We start from the raw sequence: 12,581 nt of genomic DNA on the forward strand, positions 1-12,581 counted from the left end.
AAACAATACTAAGTCCTAATAAAGTAAGAAACCGCCCTCTATTTTGTTGAGGGCGGATTATTAATGTTTCGTAAATTAAACGTAATATTTTTCAACTACATCTGCGCAACGAACACATAGTGTAGGATGATTTTCATGTTGACCAACTGTTTCTGAGTATGACCAACAACGTTCACATTTTTCACCATCAGCTTTTTCTACAACGATTGCAAGTTTTTCAAGCACAAGTGCATTCTCTGGAGCGTCTTCTTTGTTGCCTGCCACTTGTAATTGAGAAATAATCGAAATTTGTGCAAAGTTTACTGCTTCATCATTGATAATATCAACAACGTTTTGATCTGCGTAAACTAATACTTTTGCTTCTAATGACTTACCAATCACTTTTGCGTTACGCGCTTCTTCTAAGGCTTTTAATACTTCGTCGCGAAGTACGATTACTTTATTCCATTTTTCACGTAATTGTGGGAAGTTACTGCGCTCATCTACTTCTGGGAAGTCTGTTAATTGAACAGAAACTTCTTCTTCATTTAGATATGACCATAACTCATCCGTTGTATGTGGAATGATTGGTGTTAATACTTTAACTAATGTTAATAAAGTATCATACATTACTGTTTGCATAGCACGACGAGAATGGTTGTCACGACCCTCGATATAAACGACATCTTTTGCAATATCTAAATAGAATGCTGATAATTCAACTGCTACAAAGTTATTTACAACATGGTAAACGTTAGAGAATTCATAACGATCGTACGCTGCACGAACTTGCTTCAATACATCTTGTAAACGCATATACATGTATTGATCCATTTCACGTAAATCTTCATAAGCAACACGATCTGTTTTTGGATTGAAATCAGATACGTTTCCGTGTAAGAAACGAAGTGTGTTACGGATTTTACGGTACACTTCTGAAATTTGTTTTAGCATATCCATTGAGATACGTACATCTCCAGTGTAATCTACTGAAGCAACCCATAAACGTAGGATATCAGCACCATATTGGTTCATTACTTTTTCAGGAATGATGACATTTCCTAAAGATTTACTCATTTTACGTCCTTCACCATCTAAAACGAAGCCATGTGTTAATAGGCCTTTATATGGCGCATAGCCGTTAATTGCTACAGAAGTGATTAAAGATGAGTTAAACCATCCACGGTGTTGGTCAGATCCTTCTAAATATAGGTCTGCTGGATATTTCATGCCACGTTCAACAAGTACACCTTGGTGAGATGAACCTGAGTCAAACCATACGTCCATAATATCGTTTTCTTTTGTAAAATTACCATTTGGACTTCCTGGGTGTGTAAATCCTTCTGGTAATAAATCTTTCGCTTCACGTTGGAACCAAATGTTCGAACCGTGTTCACGGAATAGTTTCGATACATGTGCGATTGTCTCTGGTGTAATAATTGGCTCTTCGTTTTCTGCGTAGAAAATTGGAATTGGTACACCCCATGCACGCTGACGTGAAATTACCCAGTCACCACGGTCGCGAATCATGTTATATAGTCGTGTTTCACCCCATGCTGGTGTGAATTCTGTATCACGTACTGCTTGTAATAATTCATCACGGAACATTTCCACTGATGCAAACCATTGTGGAGTTGCACGGTAAATAACCGGTTTTTTAGTACGCCAGTCATGTGGGTATGAGTGAACGAATTTTGAAGCTTTTAAAAGTGCACCTAATTCTTGTAATTTTTCAACCATTACAGGGTTTGCTTTTTCATAGAATAAGCCTTCAAATCCAGGTGCCTCATCAGTATAGCAACCACGGTTATCTACGGGACTTAAAACTGGTAAGTCATAACGTTTCCCTACTTGATAGTCATCTTCACCGTGACCAGGAGCTGTATGTACGCAACCTGTACCAGCTTCTGTTGTTACATGATCGCCAAGCATTATTAGAGAATCACGTTTGTAAATTGGGTGTTCTGCTACTAGGCGATCTAATTCTGCACCTTGTACTTCTTGAACAACCTCATAAGTTTCCCAACCTAATTCTTTTGCTACTTTTTCAAGTAAATCTTTCGCAATGATGTATTTATCGTTATTTGCAGCGACAACTGCATATTTAAATTCTGGATTTACAGAGATTCCTAAGTTAGCTGGAATCGTCCATGGTGTTGTCGTCCAGATGATGAATTTTGCCTCTTGAGGTACAACGCCTTTTGCATCTTTAATACCAAATGCTACATAGATTGAATAAGATTCAACATCTTTATATTCGATTTCCGCTTCAGCTAAAGCTGATTCCGATGAAGGAGACCAATATACTGGCTTAAGACCTTTATAGATGTATCCTTTTTCAGCCATTTTACCGAATACTTCAATTTGTCTAGCTTCGAATTCTGGTTTTAATGTGATATATGGATTTTCCCAGTCACCACGTACACCTAATCTACGGAATTGGGCTTTTTGGTTTTCAATTTGTTCATAAGCGTATTCTTCACAAAGTTTACGGAATTCGGCAACAGACATTTCTTTACGATTAACGCCTTTATTTGTTAAAGCTTGCTCGATAGGAAGACCATGTGTATCCCATCCTGGAACATATGGAACATGATATCCTGTCATTGAGCGATGGCGGTTAATCATATCTTTAATTACTTTGTTTAGTGCATGCCCGATATGGATATCACCGTTAGCATAAGGAGGTCCATCGTGTAATACATAATGAGGACGGCCTTCAGTACGTTTGTTTACTAACGTATTAATATCTAGTTCATCCCATTTTTCTTGGATTTTCGGTTCGTTTGCAGGTAGATTTCCGCGCATTGGGAAATCAGTTTTCATCATTAATAGAGTATCTTTATATTCTACCATGTCTTTTTCCTCCTTAATTTTTGTTAGCATTCAGATTTAAGTCTTTAAAATACAAAAAAGCCTCTCATCCTAAAAAGGGACGAGAAGCTATGCATTCGTGGTACCACCCTAATTCGCAAAAAATTAATCGTTCTAATTTTTTGCCTCTTAGACACTGTAACGTCGTGTGTAGACGAAATCACTTACTATTCATAGGGTAAAGCTTCGTATGGAAATACGAAAACTATTCCAAATTTCAGCGACTTAGTTCAAGAGTGATTTTCCTTTAAGATTACTTGTTCGAGCTTTCACCATCCTCGAATCGCTTTTGTCAGTTTTCAAAAAGTACTGTCTCCATCAACACTAAATAACTATATTCATTTTTATATTCGAGATTCAGTATATGAAAAGGAATTGTAACAGTCAAGTATATTTAACTATATGCACTATTACAATAAATGTTTCAACTCATCATCTGAAATTTCTTTTTTTTCATCAATTTCATCGAAAAATGAATGATTATTGTAAGAATCTTCTTGATAAGATGTGTAATCTTCATCGATTCGTTTATGGTCTTGAATTTCTGTTAAACTAACATCGTACTCCATAAGAGTATTCCAATCATCAGACTTTAACATATCTAACTGTGCTTCAACTAGCATTTTGAAACGGTTACGGAATACTTTAGATTGTTTTTTCAGGTCATTAATCTCAATAGCGATTTTACGTGATTTTGTTAGTGCTTCGTTAATAATACGATCAGCATTTTTTTCAGCTTCTTTAATAATCAATTTCGCTTCTTGCTGAGCATTACGGCGAACTTCTTCTGCTGCCTCTTGTGCAACAACAATTGATTTTTGTAAAGTTTCTTCTAGCGTATTATAATGTGACATACGTTCTGTCATCGTTTTAATTTTTTCTTCTAACTCTTTCTTTTCACGTAAAATAATCTCGTAATCTTTTATTACTTGATCTAAGAATTCGTTTACTTCATCTTCTACATAGCCTCGGAAACCACGTGTGAATTCTTTGTTATGTATATCAAGAGGTGATAATGGCATTTAACTACACTCCTTTATTCGGGTCATTTTATTCTATTATACAGATGAACAAGTATCTTCGCATTATTATTTGATAAATTTTAACAAAGTAGGTTCATTTTTGTTCTAAATGGCCTATAAGAAGTCGAATTTTCTCTTTTTTTGTACGGCCTTCTGTCGTTAGAATCTTTAATCGACCAAATCCACTGATAGATAATATATCTCCTTCTTGTAATTCAAACGAAACAGATTCTCTAACTGTCCAGTTTACTTTTACCTTACCTGATTGAATTAAGAGTTTAGATTTTTCCCTTGAAATCTTTAATGTTGTAGATAGTATGGTATCCAACCTCATAGATGATACTGTAAACGACTTTTCTATCCACTTTTCTTTACTTTGGATTAGCTTTTCTATGTCATTTAACTCTTCAAGTTGCACTTTCGATTTTCCAATACTTACCAAGTTAGTTTGAATATATTCTGCTACTTCAGCTGATAGTACAAATTGAATGACATCATCTTCAATTTTTATATCACCAAATTTTGAACGGTTCATGCCAAGTGAAAGTAAGGCACCTAATACATCTCGATGTTTTAGCTGAAGAAATTTAGATGGATAATGGATTGAGAATACCTTTATCTGAAAATCATCAACGCTCGGACTCATGTACGAGGGACAAATAATCATTCTTTTTCTTTCCGGTTCTTCAAACACACCATAAGAATGAATGCTAAGCTCATCGTTTTGGCCGATAATCGCGGATACGATGAATTGTTCACGTGGATCTAAAAAATCTGTTAATCGCATATGATGACGATACTCAACATCACGTTGCCATTCCATTACACGTTCGATAAAGGGTTGTTCATCTTTCCTAAAATGTTGAATCAGATGTTCCATAATTGCTCCTTAACGACTTTTAGTAATTAGTTTGTGCCATTTTGCAATAAATAAAAAACCCTACAAACGTAGGGAAATTCATATTACATATTTCATAGTTACATTAATGCACGATAAATAAATTCCACCAAAGTATAAACACCACGTTGAATAAAACTTAATAATAAAAGCGCAATAATTGGTGAAAAATCGATCATTCCAATTGGAGGAATGAATTTTCTAAAGAAGCCTAAATAAGGTTCTACGAATTTTGCAAGTATTCTTCCAACACTAGAATCCTGTGCTGAAGGAATCCAAGACATTAAAATGTAACCAATTATCATAAATTGGTAAATCATAAATATTAAAGAAATAAAGTTAAATATATCAATCAAACCCATAAAGTTCATTACCTCGCAATATTATTAAATATCATCGTACATATAGTTCGATATTTCACCACTTACTTCAACATTTTCAGGTGTGCATAAGAAAATATCTGTTCCAATTCTTTGAATATCTCCAGCAAGTGCATATACTGTTCCACTTAAAAAATCAATGATTCGTACACCTTGTTCACGATCAATACGTTGTAAATTAACGATAATAGCACGTTTATTTTTTAAGTGTTCCGCAATATCTTGTGCTTCTGCGTATACGCGTGGCTCAACAATTACAACTTTTGAATTTTTTAACGAATTCGCAGATTGAATGCTTACAACATTAAATGGTGTTTCTTGTTCCACTTTCCGTTCTTTTTTCGTACGACTTTTCACGGGTTGCTCTTGTTGTTTTACTGGAGGCTGACTTACAGGTTGTTGTACTTCTTCATCCTCTTCTTCTAAGTAAAAGAAGTTTTTAATCTTATTTTTCATACTCATTTGAACCCCTCTTTTCTATCCAACAAGCGCTGTCCCTATTCTTACAAAAGTTGCACCTTCTTCAATCGCAATTTCATAATCATTAGACATTCCCATTGATAATTCTGTGCAAGGTGCGAATGGCAAATGTAATTCGACAACTTCTTGTTGCAATTGTTTTAAGTCTGAAAATACTTTTCTTATGACTGTCTCATCTTTTGTATTTGGTGCCATTGTCATTAAACCGACAATTTGAATTTTAGTAAATTGAGCTAATGATTGGATAAAAGGTATGACATCCTCTTTTGTTAACCCATGTTTCGACTCTTCACCTGAGACATTTGCTTGTACAAAGCATTTAACGGGTCTTTCGGCTCTTTTTTCTATTTCATCCGCTAAACTTAATCTGTCCAAGGAGTGAAGATAATCAATCTCATTGATGACTTGTTTCACTTTTCGAGTTTGTAGGGTGCCAATATAATGCCATATTGCTTTATCTTTTATTTCTTCTTTTTTAGCCAATAATCCTTCTGGTCTATTCTCACCTAAGTGAAATATATTATTTTCAATTGCTTCTTTTGTTCGTTCAGTATTTACTGATTTTGTAACAGCAATAATTGTTACTTCTTGTGAGTATTTACTATTCTTTTTAGCTCGTTCAATAGTACTTTGTATTTGTGTTAAATTATCACTTATCTTAGCCATTATTAACCCAACTTTACTTCATTTTCATTTATTGTATCAATGTGTATGGTAATTTTCAATGATTAGGGAGCACTATTCATATATGGATTTCACTAATATGACATCTTTTCCTATTACAAGAATATCACTAACTAGTACTTTACTCACAGGTTCCTCCCCTTGTAAGAAGGATAAAAACTTCTTAGGTTCAGATACAAGAAAAGCAACAATTTTGCCTGTTTGTTCATCCACCTCAGCGTCAACAATAAAACCTAAAAATTTTCCACTTGAAGCTTCAATAATTTCCTTTTGCTGTACTACTGAAAACCTCATCAAATAACTCCTCTCTTTTTTAATGTAAGTGGAAAGAAAATAATGAAAAATTAAAACGCACTAAGCTTAACCTAGTGCGTCAATGTTTTGATATATTATATGATTAACTTTTGTAAAATTCGCTTATGTTTAATTGATTTTATAATCTTTTTGCATTGTTTCAATTGCATTTTTTTCTAGTCTTGAAATTTGTGCTTGTGAAATACCTAAAGATTTTGCAATTTCCGTTTGTGTTTCACCGTAGTAAAATCTTTTTGCTAAAATCATTTGTTGTCTTTCATCTAACTTTTGCAAACTCTCTTTAACACTTACATACGCTACCCATTGATCTTCTGATACATCGTCATCACGCAGTTGGTCCATAATAAACACTGCGTCACCACCATCAGAATAGATCGGCTCTTGCAATGATAATGGGTCTTGAATAGCGTCTAATGCATAAAGAACATCCTCTTTTTTCATTTCAATCATTTCAGCTAATTGTTCAATAGTTGGTTCATATAAATTTTCTGAAATGAATTTCTCTTTTGCTTGCATGGCTTTATAAGCGATATCTCTTAAAGATCTTGATACTCTTAATGCATGGTGATCGCGAAGATGTCTTCTGATTTCACCAATTATCATTGGTACAGCATATGTTGAAAACCGAACATTATGCTTTAAATCAAAATGATCAATTGCTTTTAGTAAACCGATACAGCCTACTTGGAATAAATCATCGGCTTGTTCTCCTCGATAAGAAAATCTACCAACAATACTTAGAACAAGACGTAAATTACAAATGACCAGTTCATCTCTAACCCATTCTTCTCCGTTTTGTAATCGAACAAACAACTCTCTCATTGCTTCATGTTTTAGTACTGGCAAAGAAGCTGTATCAACACCACAAAGCTCTACTTTTGTTCGCACCATCTTCTTTTCCTCCGAACTATATTTATTTCTCTGAACTGTTTTTTAAGTTTGTCCGGAATAAAAAAGAATATGCACAATTAACCCGTCCAATTTCATCCAATGATTTTGAATAACTTCATAATTATTATTCAAGTTAAAAGATGATATATACGGAAATCGTGCATATTATAGATGGAAAAAACTTTGGCAATTATCATGTAATTCGAGCAAGTTTTAATCAATTCCAAGGTTACGAAATTGGTTGATTTAAATGTTCGCGTAAATCTAAAATAATTTTTTTCTCAAGACGAGAGATATAAGATTGAGAAATTCCTAAGTGATCTGCTACTTCTTTTTGTGTCATTTCTTGTTTACCATTTAATCCAAAACGACACTCCATAATGTATCTTTCTCGTTCGCTAAGTCCATTAATTGCTTGGAACATCGTAGCGCGTTCGATTTTTTTCTCAACATCGTTCATAATAATCTCTTCTTCTGTCCCTAAAATATCCGATAAAAGCAGCTCATTGCCATCAGGATCAGAGTTTAGTGGTTCGTCTAGAGATACTTCACCTTTCATACGACTCGTTTTTCTTAAGTGCATAAGAATTTCGTTTTCTATACAGCGCGAAGCATACGTAGCAAGTTTTATATTTTTTTCTGTGTTAAATGTTTCGATTGCCTTTATAAGACCAATGGAGCCGATACTAATTAAATCCTCAATTGGTGTACCCGTATTATCAAATCTTCTAGCAATGTAAACAACTAGACGTAGATTTCTTTCGATTAGAGTATCTCGAGCTCGTAAATCTCCATTCATAAAGGCTTCAATAACTGTCATTTCTTCTTCTCTAGTTAATGGTACTGGCAATGAATCGTGCCCCCCTATATAGTACGTTCCCTTAGTACGAAACTTACTCCATAATTTTTGAAAAAAGGCGATTACGGTTTTAAACAATCATTTTCCCCCTTTATGAATCAGTTCAATTGTGCGCTTTCTGCTGGAGGCTGAAGTCTTTGTCATAGCGCTAAAACGTGTAAAATCATTTGTGCATCTTGTGGGTATTTCGCATCATTACGAGTAAATACAACATATTCATCATGAATTTCTTTATTTGTAGTTCCACTTATTTTCAGTCGATCAAATCGAAATGCAAGTACTGTGGACTTTTCTTTTTGCACAGTGGAGAGTGTTAACATACGTATTTTGGGGTAAACTTCGGTCGGAAACATTCCTAACTGATAAGGATTTTTTTCATCCCATTTCAGTAATGCATCATGAAATTCACTAGGTAAGTTTTTGGATACTGCATTATACGAGAGGAAATGCACTGGTTTTTGACTCATTGGTTCTACACATTCATTCCCTGTATCGATAAAACCTCTTAAGTGATAGGATTGTTGTAAAAGTGTTAGTTCACAATCAACAACAAAGGAAGTCTGAATCTTTTCTTGTTTCATTTTTCTCCATTTAAGATGAAGAGAAGATAAACTTATGAATGCGATAGACGTAGAGAAAATGAAAAAAAGAATATCAGATTGATTTAATAAAAAGGGCAATAAACTAGTTAATAAACCACCTAGGAAAAATGTTGCGATAAATAGGACTGTTCCTTGTTTTAATAATGTTTGAATGTTAAATGAAAACGCTACCCCAATTAGTATGACGAAACTAAGCACAGCTCCAAGTAAAGAGTGATGCAAAATACTCGCGATCAGTCCGCTACAAAATGCACTAAAGATCAACCTACTCCGCTTCACATACAATCCCGTTATTTCTTGTGTAAATTTTAATAAAAAGTAATTGAACAACGTATTGTATAGTACGAGTAATTCTCCAATCATTTTAGCGTCCTCCTATTGATAGATTATCATTTGGGAGTTGTAGAATATGTCAAACGGTCGTACATAAACGTAAAATCTTTTAGACAATACTTTTCATAATAAATATAAAATCGACAAGTTCTTCTTTTGAATTAATAAAAAATAAAACTAAAGGTGACAAAATGGCTAATGTTATTAACCATTTTGTCACCTTATGTTATCGATTACCGTTTACTATTGATGATAGAATTACTTTTTTATTACAACCAAATAATCAAAGTTGTTTTTTACTCTTATTGTAAATGTTTTACCATTTTTTCTAACTGACGAACAGTTGGTGTTAAATTTGCAAAGAAGTAGGATTCCCGTAAAATTCTAGAAGGTACACTACCTTCAATATACCCTGCTGAACCATTATGTAACATATTTGCTTGAGTCGCATTTAATGTTTCATACACAGATTGCAAGCGTAGCTCGCAAATTTCTTTTAGATTCATAGATTTCAAAGCTTTCTTTAATTGTTGATCGAGTTCTTCTATGTTATTTGATATGTCTTCTGCCTGCACTCTTAAATAGCTATTACAACCTTTTTGTTTTGCACTTACCTTTTTAATTCCTTTTACGGAAGCTTCCATAACCCCAAGCCCTAGAGGAATTTGATATAAAACAAATGTTGGACGAATTTGATCTGCAAACTGGTGTGCATTATGCGAAATAACAAAGTCATCTTTTACAAAAGTGTTTTCAAAACGACAGCTATACGTTGCACTTCCATTTAAACCAACAAAGCTTACTTTTTCTTTTAACTTAATGTTTTCATTATTCGTATTCACAAAGACCATTACTTCTTGCTCGTCATTTAATGATGCTATGGCGCCAAACCAGTGATTGTCACCTAAGTTTGAAACAGCAGGTAAGATTCCATTAATGATATATCCACCATCTACTTTTTCTGCCTTTAAAAGAAGCTTCTCTAAATCAGCATAAAACTTCATTGGATTTGAAAGACCAGTTGCCCCAAGAACTTCGCCATTTTCTAATTTCGGCAGAAGCTTTTCACGCAATGCTTTATTCTCCGTTTGACGAATATATGTAAGTGAAGCAAGGTGGCACCAAAGGCAAAATGCAGTGGTCATACAAACTTTTGCAGTTTCTCTCACTAACAATAACTCGTCTAGTAAGATTTCCTCTTTCGTTTTGTGAAATGAGTCAAAAAAGCCTGCTTTTCCAAGTTCATATAAATATTCTGAAGCATAAAAGGCTTCTTCATCCACCTTTTTCACTAAAGGCTTTAATTTTCTATTTAGTATTGCATGTAATTTTTCTGCATTAATAGCCATAGGAGCCACCCTTTCAATTTCAGTTTAATCTGCTAATTCAGTTAATGAAGTAATTGGTGTTTGAACAGCTTCACGAGCACGTTTTACAGCAGCCTCGTCTGGAGCGTCATAGAAACATAAACATTTTGTCATGTCTTCACACACGTAAGTACGTGAGAATTTTACTTCTGGCACTTCTTCATAATGAACAGAGTTTTTCTTTTTTCGAGCTAAATATTGATCCATAGTAATTTCAGAAGGGATTTCCCATTCTACTAAGTAGTTCACTGCTTCATTGTTATTTTTTACATCTTCAAGTTCTTTACCGACTAAACGAACTTCTTTCACTAAGTCTGCTTGAACCCCTATGTTTTGCAATGCTTTTCTAGCATTTTCTTCGTTGTTTGTTTCTAAAATGAAATACGCACGGTTGAAATTTTTTGCAACTTGAACCTCAATAACAGACACATTTTCGTAAGCTTGCACTTTTACTATTAACTCGTTAAATTGCTCCTTGTTTGTTACACCACTTATTGTAATTTCTGCTAAAAATAAACTCATAGTAAATCCCTCCGAATTGTTTGTTTTCTTACAAAGTTATTTTATTATACTCAGTACTAAAAAACAACTTAATTGAACTAATTATTCCCATTATGCTAAAATTATTGCATAAGGAGGAAGGAATATTGAAAACGCGCTACGACTTACGCTGTAACATCGCCCAAACGTTAAATATTATTGGTGATCGTTGGACATTACTTATCTTACATGAATTGCTAACTGGCAAAACATATTTTAATGATATAAAAATTAACCTACCTGGTCTTTCTGCAAATTTATTATCTGAACGATTAAAGACACTTGAAGAGTCTGGCCTCGTTAATTCTGAGCTTTATTCCGCTCATCCACCGCGTTATTCCTACTCGTTAACGGAAAAAGGAAAAGCGTTGGAAATGGTATTTAATTCCATAATTATTTGGGGTAGTGAACACTTGCAACCTTGTTATAAGGAAATTGTCGATCCAGAAACAAATGAACGAGTTGAGATTGGCTATTATTCTAAAAAAAGTGGAAAAAGGGTCAATACAATTCGAATACAACCGATTGAAACGAAATAATAGCTTTCATAGTAAGTTGACGTTTTAGTAAACATCAACTTACTATACCGACACATTTCCTCCCCAAACCCGTGAGACCCAATTTTCAAACATGCGAATCGCTTTATCTAAAATGAATCCTAAAATACCAATAAAGATAATGCATGCTAACACAACATCTAAACTTAACGAGTTTCTCGAATCAATTATTAAATAACCTAGTCCAGATTGCGCCCCAACCATTTCCCCTGCTACTAAGAAAATCCATGCTGATCCAATGGCCATACGTAGACCGTTTGCAATAATCGGGAATGACGCTGGAAATACAATCCTAGTCAGCAGTTGCGAGCGGGATAATTCAAAATTTGCCCCAACTTGCAAGTATACTTTGTCGACCTTATTGACAGCAGCCACTGTAGATAACAATACTGGGAAAAATGCAGCAATAAAGATAATGACAATGGCTGGCATATCTCCTATTCCAAACCAAAGTACGATAAATGGCGACCAAGCAATCGGCGATACTGGTCTTAACACTTGTGCAATCGGATCTATAATCGACCATATTTTTGTCATGCGTCCTAAAATTAGCCCTAGAATAATTGCGATAACAACCGCCACTAAATAGCCAACAAAGAATCGGAATAAACTAATTTGAATATGACTCCAGATTGTTCCTTCTGCAAATAATTCAATAATTGCCTCACCTACTTGAAGCGGTGGGGGAAAAAGTGCTGCTTCATAGTTTCCAATAACAACAATTAATTGCCAAAAGATTATTAGTAGTATAAAGCCAATGAATGCTGGTGCTAAATGTTTTAATTTCACTTTGACTCCAA

At 34.3% G+C, this 12,581-nt stretch carries 13 protein-coding genes, 1 pseudogene and 1 other annotated feature; of the genes and pseudogenes, 1 reads left to right on the forward strand and 13 read right to left on the reverse strand.

Annotated features, from left to right (window positions below):
- Nucleotides 1-75: 75 nt before the first annotated feature.
- From ileS to ACOQFO_RS17595, 12 genes and pseudogenes are all read right to left on the reverse strand, one after another.
- Complete coding sequence (gene ileS, locus ACOQFO_RS17540; protein ID WP_421690970.1) at nucleotides 76-2,835, reverse strand: isoleucine--tRNA ligase; 2,760 nt, start codon at nucleotides 2,833-2,835, stop codon at nucleotides 76-78.
- Nucleotides 2,836-2,907: 72 nt separating this feature from the next.
- Nucleotides 2,908-3,184 (reverse strand) — a binding site (T-box leader).
- Nucleotides 3,185-3,389: 205 nt separating this feature from the next.
- A pseudogene (locus ACOQFO_RS17545) lies at nucleotides 3,390-3,875 on the reverse strand (DivIVA domain-containing protein); the annotation flags it as partial.
- Nucleotides 3,876-3,969: 94 nt separating this feature from the next.
- On the reverse strand, nucleotides 3,970-4,755 hold the full coding sequence (locus ACOQFO_RS17550; RefSeq protein ID WP_421690971.1) for an RNA-binding protein: 786 nt from the start codon (nucleotides 4,753-4,755) through the stop codon (nucleotides 3,970-3,972).
- Nucleotides 4,756-4,853: 98 nt separating this feature from the next.
- A complete protein-coding gene (locus ACOQFO_RS17555) occupies nucleotides 4,854-5,135 on the reverse strand; it encodes a YggT family protein (protein WP_421690972.1) in 282 nt (93 codons plus the stop codon).
- A gap of 24 nt (nucleotides 5,136-5,159) precedes the next feature.
- Nucleotides 5,160-5,615, reverse strand: coding sequence for a cell division protein SepF (locus ACOQFO_RS17560; protein ID WP_421690973.1), 456 nt, complete (start codon nucleotides 5,613-5,615; stop codon nucleotides 5,160-5,162).
- Nucleotides 5,616-5,630: 15 nt separating this feature from the next.
- Nucleotides 5,631-6,299, reverse strand: coding sequence for a YggS family pyridoxal phosphate-dependent enzyme (locus tag ACOQFO_RS17565; protein WP_421690974.1), 669 nt, complete (start codon nucleotides 6,297-6,299; stop codon nucleotides 5,631-5,633).
- Between the two features lie 72 nt (nucleotides 6,300-6,371).
- A complete protein-coding gene (locus ACOQFO_RS17570; protein WP_421690975.1) occupies nucleotides 6,372-6,611 on the reverse strand; it encodes a PRC-barrel domain-containing protein in 240 nt (79 codons plus the stop codon).
- A 129-nt stretch (nucleotides 6,612-6,740) separates the two neighbouring features.
- Nucleotides 6,741-7,520, reverse strand: a complete 780-nt coding sequence (gene sigG, locus ACOQFO_RS17575) for an RNA polymerase sporulation sigma factor SigG (RefSeq protein WP_421691087.1) — start codon at nucleotides 7,518-7,520, stop codon at nucleotides 6,741-6,743.
- 232 nt (nucleotides 7,521-7,752) lie between these two features.
- Nucleotides 7,753-8,460, reverse strand: coding sequence for an RNA polymerase sporulation sigma factor SigE (gene sigE, locus ACOQFO_RS17580; protein WP_421690976.1), 708 nt, complete (start codon nucleotides 8,458-8,460; stop codon nucleotides 7,753-7,755).
- Between the two features lie 62 nt (nucleotides 8,461-8,522).
- Entirely contained in the window at nucleotides 8,523-9,347 is an 825-nt protein-coding gene (locus tag ACOQFO_RS17585) for a sigma-E processing peptidase SpoIIGA (protein ID WP_421690977.1), read from the reverse strand.
- 272 nt (nucleotides 9,348-9,619) lie between these two features.
- The gene (locus ACOQFO_RS17590; RefSeq protein ID WP_421690979.1) at nucleotides 9,620-10,666 is read right to left on the reverse strand and encodes an acyl-CoA dehydrogenase family protein; all 1,047 of its coding nucleotides are present in this window, start codon (nucleotides 10,664-10,666) and stop codon (nucleotides 9,620-9,622) included.
- A 24-nt stretch (nucleotides 10,667-10,690) separates the two neighbouring features.
- Nucleotides 10,691-11,206 carry a DUF4242 domain-containing protein gene (locus ACOQFO_RS17595; protein WP_421690980.1) on the reverse strand — a complete coding sequence of 172 codons (516 nt, stop codon included), beginning with the start codon at nucleotides 11,204-11,206 and terminating at the stop codon, nucleotides 10,691-10,693.
- 125 nt (nucleotides 11,207-11,331) lie between these two features.
- On the opposite strand from ACOQFO_RS17595, the gene ACOQFO_RS17600 reads away from it, so the two are divergent.
- A complete protein-coding gene (locus tag ACOQFO_RS17600) occupies nucleotides 11,332-11,763 on the forward strand; it encodes a winged helix-turn-helix transcriptional regulator (protein ID WP_421690981.1) in 432 nt (143 codons plus the stop codon).
- A gap of 42 nt (nucleotides 11,764-11,805) precedes the next feature.
- On the opposite strand, the gene ACOQFO_RS17605 is transcribed toward ACOQFO_RS17600, so the two are convergent.
- Entirely contained in the window at nucleotides 11,806-12,570 is a 765-nt protein-coding gene (locus tag ACOQFO_RS17605; RefSeq protein ID WP_421690982.1) for an ABC transporter permease, read from the reverse strand.
- Nucleotides 12,571-12,581 lie beyond the last annotated feature (11 nt).

This window comes from Ureibacillus sp. MALMAid1270 (genome assembly GCF_049202975.1).
In the GTDB taxonomy this organism is placed as follows: Bacteria; Bacillota; Bacilli; order Bacillales_A; family Planococcaceae; genus Ureibacillus.

Bases quoted from the DNA above. Each gene is read 5' to 3' on its own strand.
- ileS (WP_421690970.1), bottom strand. From the start codon at position 2,835: ATGGTAGAATATAAAGATACTCTATTAATGATGAAAACTGATTTCCCA.
- ACOQFO_RS17550 (WP_421690971.1), bottom strand. From the start codon at position 4,755: ATGGAACATCTGATTCAACATTTTAGGAAAGATGAACAACCCTTTATC.
- ACOQFO_RS17555 (WP_421690972.1), bottom strand. From the start codon at position 5,135: ATGGGTTTGATTGATATATTTAACTTTATTTCTTTAATATTTATGATT.
- ACOQFO_RS17560 (WP_421690973.1), bottom strand. From the start codon at position 5,615: ATGAGTATGAAAAATAAGATTAAAAACTTCTTTTACTTAGAAGAAGAG.
- ACOQFO_RS17565 (WP_421690974.1), bottom strand. From the start codon at position 6,299: ATGGCTAAGATAAGTGATAATTTAACACAAATACAAAGTACTATTGAA.
- ACOQFO_RS17570 (WP_421690975.1), bottom strand. From the start codon at position 6,611: ATGAGGTTTTCAGTAGTACAGCAAAAGGAAATTATTGAAGCTTCAAGT.
- ACOQFO_RS17585 (WP_421690977.1), bottom strand. From the start codon at position 9,347: ATGATTGGAGAATTACTCGTACTATACAATACGTTGTTCAATTACTTT.
- ACOQFO_RS17590 (WP_421690979.1), bottom strand. From the start codon at position 10,666: ATGGCTATTAATGCAGAAAAATTACATGCAATACTAAATAGAAAATTA.
- ACOQFO_RS17595 (WP_421690980.1), bottom strand. From the start codon at position 11,206: ATGAGTTTATTTTTAGCAGAAATTACAATAAGTGGTGTAACAAACAAG.